The 14652-nt window shown below is 70.4% G+C and carries 13 protein-coding genes; 9 read left to right on the top strand and 4 right to left on the bottom strand.

Going from position 1 to position 14652, the window contains the following annotated elements; translation table 11 throughout:
• Positions 1 to 288: 288 nt before the first annotated feature.
• The 4 genes from KIH74_RS04180 to KIH74_RS04165 all read left to right on the top strand — a co-directional run bounded on the left by KIH74_RS04180 (position 289) and on the right by KIH74_RS04165 (position 6539).
• Positions 289 to 2727 carry a phosphoketolase family protein gene (locus KIH74_RS04180; protein ID WP_214154361.1) on the top strand — a complete coding sequence of 813 codons (2439 nt, stop codon included), beginning with the start codon at positions 289 to 291 and terminating at the stop codon, positions 2725 to 2727.
• Positions 2728 to 2732: 5 nt separating this feature from the next.
• On the top strand, positions 2733 to 3833 hold the full coding sequence (locus KIH74_RS04175; RefSeq protein WP_214154360.1) for an acetate/propionate family kinase: 1101 nt from the start codon (positions 2733 to 2735) through the stop codon (positions 3831 to 3833).
• Positions 3834 to 3989: 156 nt separating this feature from the next.
• Complete coding sequence (locus KIH74_RS04170) at positions 3990 to 5615, top strand: hypothetical protein (RefSeq protein WP_214154359.1); 1626 nt, start codon at positions 3990 to 3992, stop codon at positions 5613 to 5615.
• Positions 5616 to 5816: 201 nt separating this feature from the next.
• Positions 5817 to 6539 (top strand): cold-shock protein, encoded by a 723-nt coding sequence (locus KIH74_RS04165; RefSeq protein ID WP_214154358.1) that lies wholly within the window; start codon positions 5817 to 5819, stop codon positions 6537 to 6539.
• A gap of 3 nt (positions 6540 to 6542) precedes the next feature.
• Here KIH74_RS04165 and KIH74_RS38330 read toward each other — a convergent pair whose 3' ends face one another.
• From KIH74_RS38330 to KIH74_RS04150, 3 genes are all read right to left on the bottom strand, one after another.
• The gene (locus KIH74_RS38330; protein ID WP_214154357.1) at positions 6543 to 8639 is read right to left on the bottom strand and encodes an acyltransferase family protein; all 2097 of its coding nucleotides are present in this window, start codon (positions 8637 to 8639) and stop codon (positions 6543 to 6545) included.
• Positions 8640 to 8737: 98 nt separating this feature from the next.
• A complete protein-coding gene (locus KIH74_RS04155) occupies positions 8738 to 9379 on the bottom strand; it encodes a hypothetical protein (RefSeq protein ID WP_214154356.1) in 642 nt (213 codons plus the stop codon).
• 67 nt (positions 9380 to 9446) lie between these two features.
• Positions 9447 to 10121 carry a GntR family transcriptional regulator gene (locus tag KIH74_RS04150; protein ID WP_214154355.1) on the bottom strand — a complete coding sequence of 225 codons (675 nt, stop codon included), beginning with the start codon at positions 10119 to 10121 and terminating at the stop codon, positions 9447 to 9449.
• A 423-nt stretch (positions 10122 to 10544) separates the two neighbouring features.
• Here KIH74_RS04150 and KIH74_RS04145 point away from each other — a divergent pair, with 423 nt between their 5' ends.
• The 3 genes from KIH74_RS04145 (at position 10545) to KIH74_RS04135 (ending at position 12818) form a co-directional block, all read left to right on the top strand.
• Positions 10545 to 11549, top strand: a complete 1005-nt coding sequence (locus KIH74_RS04145; protein WP_246571497.1) for a polyprenyl synthetase family protein — start codon at positions 10545 to 10547, stop codon at positions 11547 to 11549.
• A gap of 112 nt (positions 11550 to 11661) precedes the next feature.
• Positions 11662 to 12255, top strand: a complete 594-nt coding sequence (locus KIH74_RS37460) for a DUF4232 domain-containing protein (protein ID WP_214154353.1) — start codon at positions 11662 to 11664, stop codon at positions 12253 to 12255.
• On the top strand, positions 12252 to 12818 hold the full coding sequence (locus KIH74_RS04135; protein WP_214154352.1) for a hypothetical protein: 567 nt from the start codon (positions 12252 to 12254) through the stop codon (positions 12816 to 12818). The genes KIH74_RS37460 and KIH74_RS04135 overlap by 4 nt, the downstream gene beginning before the upstream one ends.
• Here KIH74_RS04135 and KIH74_RS04130 read toward each other — a convergent pair.
• Positions 12745 to 13254, bottom strand: a complete 510-nt coding sequence (locus tag KIH74_RS04130) for a GNAT family N-acetyltransferase (protein WP_214154351.1) — start codon at positions 13252 to 13254, stop codon at positions 12745 to 12747. The genes KIH74_RS04135 and KIH74_RS04130 overlap by 74 nt on opposite strands.
• A gap of 85 nt (positions 13255 to 13339) precedes the next feature.
• Between KIH74_RS04130 and KIH74_RS04125 the strand changes: the two genes are divergently transcribed.
• Complete coding sequence (locus KIH74_RS04125) at positions 13340 to 13909, top strand: RNA polymerase sigma factor (protein WP_214154350.1); 570 nt, start codon at positions 13340 to 13342, stop codon at positions 13907 to 13909.
• A 125-nt stretch (positions 13910 to 14034) separates the two neighbouring features.
• Positions 14035 to 14646 carry a methylated-DNA--[protein]-cysteine S-methyltransferase gene (locus KIH74_RS04120; RefSeq protein WP_372491997.1) on the top strand — a complete coding sequence of 204 codons (612 nt, stop codon included), beginning with the start codon at positions 14035 to 14037 and terminating at the stop codon, positions 14644 to 14646.
• Positions 14647 to 14652 lie beyond the last annotated feature (6 nt).

Genomic DNA, 14652 nt, shown 5'->3' with positions numbered 1-14652 from the left:
ACGCACCGTCTTGGCAAGACTACGGATGGCACTTTCTGTGGCACTTTGTGCCATCACGTCACAGTCACGCAAAGTGCGGATCAGGAAATTTGTCCGGCAGTCCGGACAACCGTAAACCTGTACGGATCCCGCTGCCGGGCAACGACACCCACCCCTTCTGCCCGGTCGGGGACGGTTGACGCCACGAATGGGGCCGAGCAGACGATCCACCCCTGACGAAAGTCCCGTTGGCATTCTGACGAGGAGCCGAGAGGATCGAGTCACACGATCGAGAGGAGCGGTCCGGCAATGACCGAGAGCCTGACCCGTACGAGCGCACAGATCAGCGAGAACCCCCTCACGGATGAGGAACTCGCCGGAATCGATGCCTACTGGCGCGCTGCGAACTACCTGTCCGTGGGCCAGATCTACCTGCTCGACAATCCGCTGCTGAACGAGCCGCTGGTGGCTGAGCACATCAAGCCCCGCCTGCTCGGCCACTGGGGCACCACCCCCGGCCTGAACCTGATCTACGCGCACATGAACCGGTTGATCAAGCAGCGCGACCTGAATGCCATCTACATCACCGGCCCCGGTCACGGCGGCCCCGGACTGGTGGCGAACGCCTACCTGGAGGGCACGTACTCCCAGGTCTACTCGCACATCACCCAGGACGAGACCGGCCTGCGCAAGCTGTTCCGCCAGTTCTCCTTCCCCGGCGGCGTCCCGAGCCACGTGGCCCCGGAGACGCCCGGTTCCATCCACGAGGGTGGCGAGCTGGGATACGCCCTGGTGCACGGCTACGGCGCCATCTTCGACAACCCCGACCTGGTCGCCCTGACCGTGGTCGGCGACGGTGAGGCCGAGACCGGCCCGCTGGCCGCGAGCTGGCACTCGAACAAGTTCGTCGACCCGCGACGCGACGGTGCGGTTCTCCCCGTCCTGCACCTGAACGGCTACAAGATCGCCAACCCCACCCTGCTCGCCCGCATCCCGGAGAAGCAGCTGGTCGCGCTGATGGAGGGCTACGGCCACAAGCCGTACCTGGTCACCGGTGACGACCCGGCGCAGGTGCACCAGGCCTTCGCCGCCGCGCTGGAGGCCTCGCTCGACGACATCAAGGCGATCCAGACGGCCGCCCGCAACGGCACGGCGGGCGAAGAGCCGCCGGCCTGGCCGATGATCGTCCTGCGCACCCCGAAGGGCTGGACCGGCCCCAAGGTCGTCGACGGCAAGCAGGTCGAGGGTTCCTGGCGCTCGCACCAGGTGCCGCTGTCCGGTACCCGCACGGACGACGACCACCGCGCCGAGCTGGAGAAGTGGCTGCGCAGCTACAAGCCGGAAGAGCTGTTCGGCCCGGACGGCTCACTGCTGCCGGAGATCGCCGCCCTGGCCCCCGAGGGCAACCGGCGGATGAGCGCCAACCCGCACGCCAACGGCGGTCTGCTGATGCGCTCGCTGCGTCTGCCCGACTTCCGTGACTACGCGGTCCCGGTGGACCAGCCGGCCGTCACGTCCAGCGAGGCCACCCGCCAGATGGGCATCTGGCTGCGCGACGTGATGAAGGCCAACCCCGACAACTTCCGGCTGTTCGGGCCGGACGAGGTCGCCTCCAACCGGCTCTCCCCGGTCTTCGAGGTCACCGACCGGGCCTGGAACACCGGCACGATCGAGGGCGACGACCACCTCGACCCGAGCGGCCAGGTGATGGAGGTCCTCTCCGAGCACCTCTGCCAGGGATGGCTGGAGGGCTACAACCTGACCGGCCGGCACGGCCTGTTCACCTGCTACGAAGCCTTCATCCACATCATCGACGCGATGTTCAACCAGCACGCGAAGTGGCTGAAGACGACCCAGGAGATCCCCTGGCGGCGCCCGATCCCGTCGCTGAACTACCTGCTCACGTCGCACGTGTGGCGTCAGGACCACAACGGGTTCTCGCACCAGGACCCCGGGTTCATCGACCACGTGGTGAACAAGAAGGCAGAGGTCGTCCGGGTGTACCTGCCGCCGGACGCGAACACCCTGCTGTCGGTGACGGACCACGCTCTGCGCAGCCAGAACTACGTCAACGTCATCGTCGCGGGCAAGCAGCCGGCGCTGAACTACCTGACGATGGACGAGGCGATCGCGCACTGCACGCGGGGTCTGGGCATCTGGCAGTGGGCGTCGAACTGCGACGGCGAGCCGGACGTGGTGCTGGCCTGCGCCGGTGACATCCCGACCCTGGAGACGCTGGCCGCGGTCGACCTGCTGCGCCAGTACCTGCCGGAGCTGAAGGTCCGCGTGATCAACGTGGTCGACCTGATGCGCCTCCAGTCCGAGTCGGAGCACCCGCACGGCCTGTCCGACAGCGAGTTCGACGCGCTGTTCACCGCCGACAAGCCTGTGATCTTCGCCTACCACGGCTACCCGACGCTGATCCACCGGCTCACCTACCGTCGCCGCAACCACAGCAACATCCACGTGCGCGGCTACAAGGAGGAGGGCACCACCACCACGCCCTTCGACATGGTGATGCTGAACGACCTGGACCGGTTCCGCCTGGTCATGGACGTGATCGACCGGGTTCCGGCGCTCGGCAGCGCCCGGGCCAGCCTGCGTCAGAAGCTCGACGACCTGCGCATCCAGGCCCGTACCTACACCCGCGAACACGGCGAGGACTCCCCCGAGATCGCCAACTGGTCGTGGCCCTACAGTGAGCTCACCGAAACGGCGAGCGGCGCCAAAAGCACCGAGCAGGAGTAATAAAGATGCACGTTCTGGTGGTCAACGCCGGTTCCTCCAGCCTCAAGGTTCGTCTCCTCGGAGACAACGACGAGACGATCGGAACCGTGGACCTGCCGGCTGACAGCTCTGGTTTCGACACGGCGGAACTGTCAGCCGCCCTGAAGGAATGGCCGGCCCCCGAAGCTGTGGGCCACCGGATCGTGCACGGCGGAACGCGATTCAGCGGTCCCGTGCGCATCACCGACGAGGTCGTCGAGCAGATCGCCGACCTCACCGCCCTCGCTCCCCTGCACCAGCCCAAGGCCCTGGCCGGGTTGGAGGCGGTGGGCAAGGTTCTGCCCGGAGTGCCCGCGGTGGCGTCGTTCGACACCGCGTTCCACGCCACGCTCTCGGCCGGCGCCAGCACCTACGCGGTGCCGGTCGAGTGGCGGGAGGCCCACAGCATCCGCCGCTACGGATTCCACGGCCTCTCCCACGCCTACGCGGCCGGCCTGATCCCCCAGCTGGTCGGCCGCCCGGCGTCCGAACTGCGCATCGTGAACTGCCACCTCGGTGCCGGTGCCTCGCTCTGCGCGATCAAGGGCGGCGAGAGTGTGGACACCACGATGGGATTCACCCCGCTGGAGGGCCTGGTCATGGCCACCCGGTCGGGCACGGTCGACCCGGGCATGGTGCTCTGGCTCCAGCAGCAGGCCGGGATGTCCGCCAAGGAGGTCTCGGAAGGGCTGGAGAAGGCCGGTGGCCTCACCGCTCTCGCCGGCAGCGCCGACATGCGTGACGTCGAGGCGGGCGTGGAGGCCGGTGACGAGCGGGCCGTCCTGACGATGCAGGTCTACGTGCACCGTCTGGTCAGCAGCATCGGCTCGATGATCGCATCGGCCGGCGGCCTGGACGCCCTGGTGTTCACCGGTGGTGTGGGCGAGAACTCGCCGATGATCCGCCGGCTGGTGGGCGAGAAGCTGGCCTGGGCCGGGGTCCGGATCGACGACTCGGTCAACGGCGCGATGGGCAAGCTGAAGCAGGACACCGAGATCACGACCGAGGGCGCCGCCGTGCGCACCTTCGTCATCGGTGCCCGGGAAGACCTCCAGATCTCCGGCGAGGTGCGCCAGGTCCTCGCCTGATCGCCCGATCCGGAACCACACCGTGGTCCGAGCCCTGTCACCGGGCTCGGGCCACGGCTGGTTTTGGGGCGTGTCGCTCTCCGGGCAATCACCCAGAGTCGAGAAAGATGGTCACGCTGATCGCTGGGAGTAGCCGACGAGCTTGAGGGGGCCGCCGTGATCGACGTGGACGTGCTGTCGACCGCGGCAGGCCTGAAAGAGTTCGACGCCGCGACCGTGGCCGCCTACTGCCAGACCGACGAGGCCCGCGTGATGCTGGTTCTCGACGAGCACGGCGACCTCTTCGCCAAGCGCAACCCCCGCCACCAGGCCCAACCCGCCTCACCGCGCTACCGGGTGCTGCACCCGGACGCCCTGGCCCGGCGGATCACCACCGTCTCCGGTCCTCCTTCCGACGCGCCCCCGTTCGCCCCCTCACCGTGGTTCGAGCAGGCCGTCACCGCGAGACCCGCTGCGCCGCAACCGATGGACGGCCAGCACTCGACGGACGAGCAGGAGCCACCACCGGCCGACCCGGAGGCGCCCGAGATCCAGCCGCCGCCCCGACCGGCACCCGACCGGCGAGCCGCGGAGCGCAGGACGCCCGAATCGCTGACGCCCGCACCGCAGGCGCCCGAGCAGCCTTCATCACGCGACCAGCGGTCCCGCCCGCGCCCGCCCCGTTCGACGCCACGTCCTCGTCGTCCCGGGCGCGGTGACCAGCGTCGTGAGCCGAGTGGTAGTCGTTCCGCCACGAGCAGTTTCACCAGTGGTGGCTACACGAGCGGTGGCTACGTCACCGGCGGGTACACCTCGGCCGCGCGCAACGCCGCCGACCGGAAGACCGCCCCGGACGCACCGCCCCGCAGCCCGGCGGACCAGGGCACCACACCTACCGCCGCTCCCACTCCGCGCCCGGCGGGCCGGAACACGGCGTCTCGCCGCGCCATCTCGCCGCCCATGACCGACCGGGAACCGACGTCCCCCGCCGAACCGCCCCCGAGCCCGTCACCCCGGAACAACCTCTCCGGACGGCAGTCCCGGGGCATCTCGGCACCGGCGGCCGAACCCGTCGGAAACACCGCTCCCTTCCCGGCCCCACCGACGCCACCACCGACGTCCCGGAAACCAACAGCGTCCCCGAACCCCGCAGCGTCCCCGAACCAAGCGATGTCCCCGAACCCAGTGGCACCGCCGGACCAGCCACCCCCCGCACCCCGCCCAGCGGTCGTCATGCCCCGCCCGACCGGCCGGGTCATCCCCGCGCCGGGCTCACGGCGGGACCGGGCCGCGCGCACGCACGACTTCCAGCCACCACCGGCGCCCCGGCCGATGCTGCACCAGCTCGACATGCCCCCCGTCCATGCCGACCCGGGGCCCGGCCCGGAAGACCTCGACCGGCTGGAGGTGATCCACACCCGCGCCCCGCGCACCGAGGCCGACCCACGCGTCACCCATGCCGAGAACAGCCTGATGGCCTGCGCCCGCGAGCCGGACCCGCAGACCCGGCACGCCCTGGCCTCGGCCGCGATGAGCACCCTCAGCGAATGCGTGCCGAGTCTGCCGAGGGACGGCGAACTGCACACGGCCGCGCTCCCGGCCCGCCTGCGGTTCGCCCTGACCCTGGCCACGCTCACCCTGATCGAGAGCACCGGCCAGCCGATCGCCCGGAAACTCCTGATCTCCGCGTACGACGACGCGACCGCCCTGGCACAGGAGTTTCTGCCGTCCCGCCAGGCCGATCTGATCTCTCGTTTCCGGACACTCGCTTCTGGTCGTCCAGGTGATTACCAGCAAGCCTGAACAAGATTCTCCAAGGCCGTGACATCGTTATGCCGGCCGATACTCGCGAGTCATTTCCGGCCCCCGACGGCGAGTTCTCGCAACCCACCTGACCAGGCATTCTGATATCTGGAAGAGTGGCGGCCAGAAGGATTCCGCGAGGTGCGGTTCAGCTATTATCGTCCACCTCGCGTACCTGACGACGAGAAGGATGCGACTGCTGTGGCGACAGGAAAGATACTGCGGTTCGACGAAATTCGGGGATACGGCTTCATTGCTCCGGACGCCGGTGGCGAAGACGTCTTTCTGCATGCCAATGCACTGCTGGCGGAAAAGCACCAGTACCACCCGGGCGTGCCGGTCGAGTTCGACGTGATCGAGGGCGAGCGCGGCCTCAAGGCCACGGCGGTCCGGGTGCTCCGGAACCGCCCCTCGCCGTCCTCAAGCACCCCGGGCACCCCGGTGACCGCCACCGCGGCACCCACCGTGAGCGTGACGAAACCGGCGCCGATGCCCCCGCCCGCCGCCCAGGCCCCGCTGCCGCAACCCCCGTCGCACCCACCGGCCCAGCCGCTGCCGGTGCACGCCGGGGCCAACGGCACCAACGGCAGCAACGGCTCGGTGGCCACCGCGCCGCCGATGGCCACCCCGGCCACCGTGGCCGCGGCCACCGGCGTGCACCCGGCCACCATCGCCCCGCAGCGCTCGGTCAACGGCACCGAACGCCAGGCCGGCCAGCCAGGCCCCACCCCCCAGGCCGCATCGACCCGGACGGCACCGCAGACACAGCCAACCGCCCAGGCCCAGGTCAGCCCGGACGCACTGGGCAGCGAGCTGGTCGAACTGTGCCTGGAGTCCGTGCCCAGCATGACCGGTGAGCAGATCACCCAGCTGCGCCGCGCGGTGGTCACCCTGGCCCGCCGGCACGGCTGGCTGAACGAGTGAGGGCTACTTCAGCCCCAGTTTCTCGTCCATGATCGGCGCCAGGGTCCTGGCGTAGGCCTGGGTCACGTGGCTCTCGTCCTGGTACACCAGCACGTTGCCGACCACCACCGGGCAGCCCTGGTTCACGCAGAACCACGGCATCGGGTCCACCACGGTGCCGCCGATGTCCTCGAACATGTCCTTGAGCATCTGCCGCCGGTCCGGGGCCGTGGTCGCCTCGCGGCGGCTGGCCGCGCACTCGGAGATCTCGTCCGACCTGGTCGAAAGACATTCCGGGACGTTCACGCTGGGCCAGGCGCTGTCGTCCAGATAGACCACCTGGGCTCCCGTGGCCTGGATCGCCTCGGCATTGCGCTGCCAGCCGGCGACCCACCGGTCGTCCTGCGAGCCGTCGCCGTTCAGCGCCTCACCGCCGTCCGCGTTGGCCGACATCACGACCATCGCGGGCTTCATCTTCTGGATGCGGGTGAGGATGCTCTGCCGCCACTGCACGCACTCGGTGTAGTTCCGCTTCACCAGTTCCAGGTAGATGGTGACGTCGGCGGCGGTGCAGGCGCTCTTGGTGAAGCTGGCGAACCGCCAGTGCTCCTTCTTGGCGATCTGGTTCATCGCGGGCCACCACTGGGCGGCGTGCGAGTCACCGAACAGCACCACCTGCTTGCGGCCCTTCGGATCACCGAAGTTCTCACAGGCCTTCGGTACCGTCTTGATCTCGAGCTCCTGGTGGCACCCGTCGAAGTAGACCGGCGGCAGGTCACGGGCGGCCGCCTTCAGACTCGGCGTGAGGTTCTTCGGCAGGGCGTCGTTGCGCATGGCGGCGGTGAGCCGGGCCTGGAGCTGCTTCTCCTGCGCGCTCGCGCTACCGGTCAGGTTCAGCCGGCCGGCCACCGCGGTGCCCAGCGGAGTGCGGTCGGGCAGCACGGGCAGCAACAACGACAGGACGGCGGCGAGCGTCATCAGGCCCACTCCGGTCAGGGCGTTGTAGCCCCAGCCGTCGCGTTCGCGGCCCAGCTCGTGCAACGGCCGCTCGATCATCGCGTAGCTGATCACCGCCATCAGGTAGGCGCATCCGGCGGCGGCGAGCTTCTTGCCGGTGCCGAAGTCCTCGCCCAGCGCGTACGGCGCGATCAGCAGCACCGGCCAGTGCCACAGGTACCAGGAGTAGGAGCGGGCACCGATCGCGCGCATCACGCCGTGCGTGAGCAGGCGCCCGCTGACCGCCCGGCCGGCCGCGATCACCAGCGCGGCACCGAGCACCGGCAGCCCGGCCTGGTAGCCGGGGAAGGTGGTCAGGTCGTCGTAACGCATCGCCGCGACCACGATCATCGCCAGGCCGGCCAGCCGGATCAGGCTGCACAGCACGTCGGGCAGGCGGGGTGTGAGCGGCAGGGCGAGCGCGACCAGGGCGCCCACGCCGAGTTCCCAGGCGCGGGTCGGGGCGCCGAAGTAGGCCCAGTTGGCGTGGTCCGGGGTGGAGAGCACCGACCAGGCGAACGATGCCGCGGTGATCGCCAGCAGCAGCGCCACGAACGCCATCCTGCGCCGCAGCAGCACCATGGTGGCGATCATCAGCAGCGGGATGACCAGGTAGAACTGCTCCTCCACACCGAGCGACCAGAAGTGCTGCAACGGTGAGGGCAGGTCGCCTTCCCCGCGGTACTCGGTGCCGGTGGCGGCCAGCCGGTAGTTGAGCACGTAGCCGGTGGCGGCCAGGCCGTCGGTGGCGATGTCCTTCAGCCGTACCGCCGGCAGCCACCACCAGGCGGCGAGCAGGGTCGCCACGATGGTCAGCGTGGCCGCGGGCAGCAGCCGCATCGCCCGGCGGGCGTAGAACCGGCCGATCTGGAGCCGGCCGGTCGCCTGCACCTCGCGGGCGAGGTGGCCGGTGATCAGGAATCCGGAGATGACGAAGAAGACGTCGACACCGACGTATCCGCCGCCGAACGCGGTGACACCGCAGTGGTAGAGCACCACCAGGATGATCGCGACCGCGCGCAGACCCTCGATGTCCGGCCGGAACTCGGGCTTGGCGGTCCGTGGCTGCGGGTCGATCTTCTCGGGTGAGAGCGTGGTCCCGAGGACCGTGGATGCGGTGGGCACGGAGTGGGTATCGACACCCGGGAGGCTCGCCTGAGCCTCAACCCGGGGTTGGTTGCTGGCCCGTCCGGGTGATCCAGGTGGTCAACGGTTCAAGTGCCTCAGGACGCCAGGTTGAGAGTGCGCTTCTCCACGTCGATGTGGGCGCCCTGGGAGGTGAGCGAGCGCGAGCCCTCGGCCCGGTTCACCCCCACCCGGCCGGCGAACCCGGAGTCGTGGGCCACCACCTCGCCGGTGAAGGTGACCCGGTCACCGGCCTTCACGTGGAACGGCGACTCGGGCGGCGGGCCGACCAGCTGCACCCAGATCCGGTCGCCGGCCGTGCCGATCCAGAAGCCCTCGTCGGCGTCCACCGACTGCACCGGCACCGACCGGCCGGTGGCCCGCTCGCCGGCGTAGGAGGTCAGGTCCTCGGAACCGCCGCCGAGCGGCAGCAACTGGTCGCCGAGCGAGTAGACGGTGTCCGGCGGCTGCCGGGTGACCTGGGTGGGCAGGGTGGTGGTGGGCAGCGTGACCGGGTCGTCTCCGTCGTCGTCACGGTCGTCGTCGCTGCCGGTGCGAACCCCGTCGGGTTCACCGGCCTCACCGGCGTAGGGCTCCGCCGGGTTGGTGGTGCCGGCCGGGCCGACGTCGATGGATCCCTGGATGTTGCCCGCGCCGCCGAATCCGCGCACGGCGAGGATCAGCACGGCGGCGACCGCGAACAGGATGATGAACAACCAGCCGCGACTGATGGAGTTCACATCGGCATCGAATCATGTCGGGACACTCACCGCATAAGCGACGTGCAGTGGGACGTGCCGCCGGATGCTATGAAGAGGGCTCCGAGGCCGGGCTCGGTGCCGTCTCGCCCCGGGTGCCGCCCTGGTTCTCGTGCCGGGCGGTGAGGTGACGGCGCATCAGCAGCGTGGCGAACTCGGCGTCACGCGCCAGCACCGCCTCGATGATGCGGGCGTGTTCCTCCCAGGAGTGCCCGACCGCCGCGCTCTTGCCCCCGACCAGGTGGTGGGCCTGATTGCGCACGGCGCGCAGGGTGTCGGCGAGGAACCGGGAACCGCTGCCCCGGGAGAGCAGTTCGTGGAACTCGTCGTTCAGCTCGTCGAGCCGGGCACTGTCGGTGATCTGCTCGTTGCCCGCGCCGAGCATGCGGTGCAGATCGGCGAGCACCTCGGTGTCGCCACGCTCGACCGTGCGGCGCACGGCCATCAGCTCCAGCGCCACCCGGATCTCGCGCACGGTCTCCAGCTCGTCGCCGTCCAGCTGCACCACCCGCACCCCGCGACGGGGCAGGGCCTCCAGCAGTCCTTCGGCCTCGAGCCGGCGGAACGCCTCGCGCACCGGCAGGCGGGACACGCCCAGGCGCTCGGAGATCGCCAGTTCGGTGAGGTGGGTGCCGGGTTCCAGCTCGCCGGAGAGAATCAGACGACGGAGCTCGTCGACCGTCTCGTCGCGCAGTGAACGGTGCCGGGCGCCGATCGTGGTCACTCACGCACTCCCGTCACGGCATCCGTCTGAAAACGCCAACCCTTTGGATACATGATGCATCGGCGAGCCGAGGATTGAACGATCCCCATTCTGACACGGGTGGCCGATCGCGATCTCGCTCTTGATCAGTGTCTCCGGGCACATCGGCAACAGAGGTCCCGATTGCCGAAAATGGCCATGAAACCCCCTTTGACGGTCAATGGGGACGCTCGCGGGAGGCGTGCGCGTTCCGGCCGACCCGGTCTGTGGGATACAAAATCCGGGACGCTGTGCGCTAGATCCGTCGTCGGCCCACCTCGGACGAGGTTCCCGACGGTTTCGGCTTGTCTGCGGCGCCCAGCTGGGTTTACCTGGCGGAATGCCGGCCGACATCGCTCCCGCCCCCGCTTCCCCACCACCCCCGGCGGTGACCGGTTGAGCACGATGGCGGCCGCAGGTCCGCCCGCCCTGGCCCGGGCCCGGGCGCTGGTCGAGCCGGCCCTGCGCGAGACCGTGGCCCGGCTGGACCCGGCCAACCGCGCGATCGCCCGCTACCACCTGGGCTGGACCGAGGCCGACGGCACGGCCCGGGAACAGGCCGGCGGCAAGGCGGTCCGGCCGACGATGGCGATGCTGGCGGCCGAGGCCTGCGGTGCCCCCGCGGACCGGGCGGTGCCGGGCGCGGTCTCGGTCGAGCTGGTGCACAACTTCTCGTTGCTGCACGACGACGTGATGGACGGCGACACCGAGCGAAGACACCGGCCGACGGTCTGGTCGCTGTGGGGCGTCGGGCCGGCGATCCTCACCGGCGACGCCCTGCTCAACCTGGCCCAGGCCGAGCTGACCGGCCGCCCGGAGGCCGCCGCGGCGCTCGGCTGGGCGGTGGCCGAGCTGATCCGGGGGCAGACCGAGGACCTGTCGTTCGAGCGGCGCACCCGGGTCGCGCTCGACGAGTGCCGGTCGATGGCCGCGGGCAAGACCGGGGCGCTGCTGGCGGCCAGCGCCCGGATCGGCGCGATCCTCGGCGGTGGCACATCCGCCCAGGTGGACGCCCTGGGAGACTACGGCGCGCACGCCGGGCTGGCCTTCCAGTGGGTGGACGACGTGCTGGGCATCTGGGGCGACACCGCCGTGACCGGGAAACCGGTGCTGTCCGACCTGCGGGCCCGCAAGAAGTCGCTGCCGGTCACCTACGCGCTGAGTGCCGGCGGCAGCGCGTCCCGGGTGGTCGCGGACTGGCTGGACAGCCCGCCGGGGAACACCCCCGAGCCGGAGCTGGTGCGGATCGCCCAGGTCCTCGACGGAGCGGGTGCCCGGGACTGGGCTCTGGCCGAGGCACGGCGTGAGGTGGAGCTGGCCGTGCGGGCGCTGGACTCGGTGCCGCTGGAGGGCGGGGCACGCGACGAGCTCGAGCAGCTCACCGGTTTCCTGACCGGGCGGCAGAAATGACGGACGACGAGGAGCCCGCACGCGCCTCCCGTCATCCATGAGCGTTTCGCCCCAATCACCTCACCACGGAAACCTCACCGGATCACCACAATCCAGGTCTACCTTGTCCGGCGTGTCCCTTTCCCGGCGTTCCGTCGCCCGCCCGGGATTCCTGTTCGTCGCGAGCGCCGCTCTGGCCGCCGGCTGCGTGAATCCCCCTGCCCAAGCCGGGTCCCGGTACGCCCCGGAACCCACCCCGACGCCGTTCGGCACCCCGACCTCGGTGGTCGGCGCGTGCCCGGACAGCGGGCTGATCGCGTCGGTGGGCGTGCACGACGCGGCGATGGGCTGGCGCGGCACCCAGCTCGTGGTGAGCAACTGCGGCAGCGGCACGGCCACCGTCAGCGGCTATCCCACGCTGATCCCGCTGGACGAGTGGGAGGTTCCGCTGGACGCGACGCTGAAGCACGGTGAGCAGTCCCCGGACGGTCCGGTGGCCCGGGCCGAAACCTTCCGGCTGAAACCCGGTGAGTCGGTGGACTCCTGGCTGACCTGGCGCAACACGGTGGACCCGGTGCAGGGCGACCGGGCCGCGACCGCGGTGGGCTACCGCCTGGAGGTGGCGGGCCAGGACGGCGTGGTGGTGCAGAGCCAGACCTTCGCCGACACGGTGGACATCGGCTCGGCCGGGCTGCTCTACGTGTCGGCCTGGGAGCGTGCCGAGTGAGCCGCCTGCTGCGGGTCGCCCTGCCCGCCGCCCTGACCGGGGTCGCGGTGTGGTGCCTGTCCGGGGTGCTGAACACGCGGCTTCAGTACGAGGGGTTCACACCGCACACGCTGATCCCGCTGATCGCCCCCGACGGCATGGACTATTCGCTGCTGCCGGGCGAGTACCAGGTGGGGGTGGCCGCCGTGATCGGCGCGGTGGTGCTGGGTCTCGTGATGCTGCTCGTGACCTGGGCGGCGGCGCGGGGTCTGCCGTCCCGGGGCGGGCGGGTGAGCCTGTTCCTGGCCGTCTGGTTCGGCGCGGTGCTCGGCTCCAGCGTGGCCTCGGGCATCCAGGGGGCATGGTCGTTCTGGTCGGACTTCGCCCACGGGATCTCGGCGCGCGACGAGTGGTCGATCATGATCTCCATGGTCACGCCCTACGTCACCGGCGGCGGCTGGTGCGGTCTGGCCCTGGGCTGGGTCGCCGGTCTGGTCGCGGTGCTGGGGCTCAGGAGCGTGCCGGGAACGTCTCCGGAGCCCGGTAGATCCGCAGCGGGTACGGATCACCCGACGGGCTCCTGATGTCGGACACCCGACGGTCGGCGAGCTGCCACCCGAGTCGCTCGTAGAGGGCGACCGCCGCGCCGCCGTCGTCCACCACGTCGAGCATCAGGGGCAGGCCGTGCGCGCCGGCCCAGCGCCCGGCCGCCTCCAGCAGCAGCTCCCCCAGCCGCAGGCTCCGGCCCCGGGCCGCCGGGCCGGTGAACAGCCGTGACACCATGGCGAAACCGCTTCCCAGCAGCGGGTCCTCGCGCCCGGTGACCACGCAGACATGACCGAGCAGGCCGGTGCCGTCGCTTTCCATCGCCACCCAGGCCCCGGCGGTCCCGGGCGGGCTGAGCCAGCCCTGCGGGTCGGCCGGCCAGATCATCGGATAGCGGTGCTGCTCGTGCGTGGCGCGCAGCATCGTGGCCAGCGCCGACAGATCGGACGGCGCGCGGGGCCGCAGACGGGGCATCGGTCCTCATTTGGTTCGGGTGCGGGTGCCTGGAAAGATTCTCAGGGGGACCTCACGTTCGGGGGCTGGGGGGCGTTTACCTACTGTGAAGCGAGAACCCTTCGAGCGCGTGGTCGAGCGCCATGGCCCCACCGTCCTGCGGGTCTGTCGTGCGGTCGTCGGTCCGGTCGCCGCAGACGATGCCTGGTCAGAAACCTTTCTCGCCGCGCTGAGTGCCTATCCGGCGCTGGCTCCCGACAGCAATGTCGAGGCCTGGCTGGTCACCATCGCCCATCGCAAGGCCGTCGACCAGATCAGGTTGCTGTCCCGGCACCCGGTGCCGGTGCCGGAGCTGCCCGGCGGCAGCGATCCCCCCGAAGAGACCGTCGACGAGGTGGCCCTCGGGCACACCATCGCCCTCGGTCTGGAAGGCCGGCTGAACGGCATCGACGATCTGGCTGCCGTTCCTCTCGACGATCACATGCTCGACCCCTGGCCCGCGGTGCTGGGCCTGCCTCTGCGCCAGCGGCAGGCCGTGGCCTATCACCACGTGGCCGGGCTTCCCTACACCGAGGTGGCGGCGATCCTCGGTTGCTCGGTCACGGCGGCGCGCCGGGCCGCGTCCGACGGCATCGCCACACTGCGCGGCGTCTTCCAGCCTCAGGAGAAATCATGACCAAGACCTGGAATCCCGAGATCCTGAACCTGTTTCCGCGTCTGCCCGAACTGTCGGCACGCGAAGAGGAGGCGGCCACCGTGCCGGACGCCGATCTCAGTCTGCTGGAACAGGCCCTGGTCGATCTGCTCGACCGCGGCACCGGCGAGGGGCCGGGCGACATCGCCGATCACCAGAGCGCACTGCGCGCCCGGCTGGCCCAGGCGGCGAGCGAGCGTGGCCTCATCGATGTCGCCTACCGCACCATCGAGACCGACCTCGGCCCGCTGCTGCTCGCGGCCACTCCTCTGGGACTGGTGCGGGTGGCCTACGCGGTGGAGGGGCACCAGAAGATCCTCACCGAACTCGCGGAACGCATCGGGCCCCGCATTCTGCACGCGCCCGAGCGCCTAGACCGGGTCGCCCAGCAGATCGACGAATACCTGCGGGGTGAGCGGCACAGCTTCGACGTGCCCCTCGATCTGCGCCTGGCCCGCGGGGCGTTCCGGCACGACGTGCTGATGCAGCTCCAGACCATCGCCTATGGCAGCACCGCCAGTTACGCGGCCGTGGCCGCGGCCGCGGGCAGCCCCAAGGCGGTGCGGGCGGTGGGCACGGCCTGTGCCAAAAACCCTCTGCCCGTGGTGGTTCCGTGCCATCGGGTGGTTCGTAGCGACGGTTCGACAGGTCAGTACGTCGGTGGGCCGGCGGCGAAGCAGACCCTGCTCGACCTGGAGTCCAGCGGTGCGGCGGCGTAGAGACAG

This window comes from Kineosporia corallincola (assembly GCF_018499875.1).
Lineage (GTDB): Bacteria > Actinomycetota > Actinomycetes > Actinomycetales > Kineosporiaceae > Kineosporia > Kineosporia corallincola.
The sequence above is the reverse complement of the archived record's forward strand: the minus strand, read 5'-3'. Positions and strand labels throughout refer to the sequence as shown.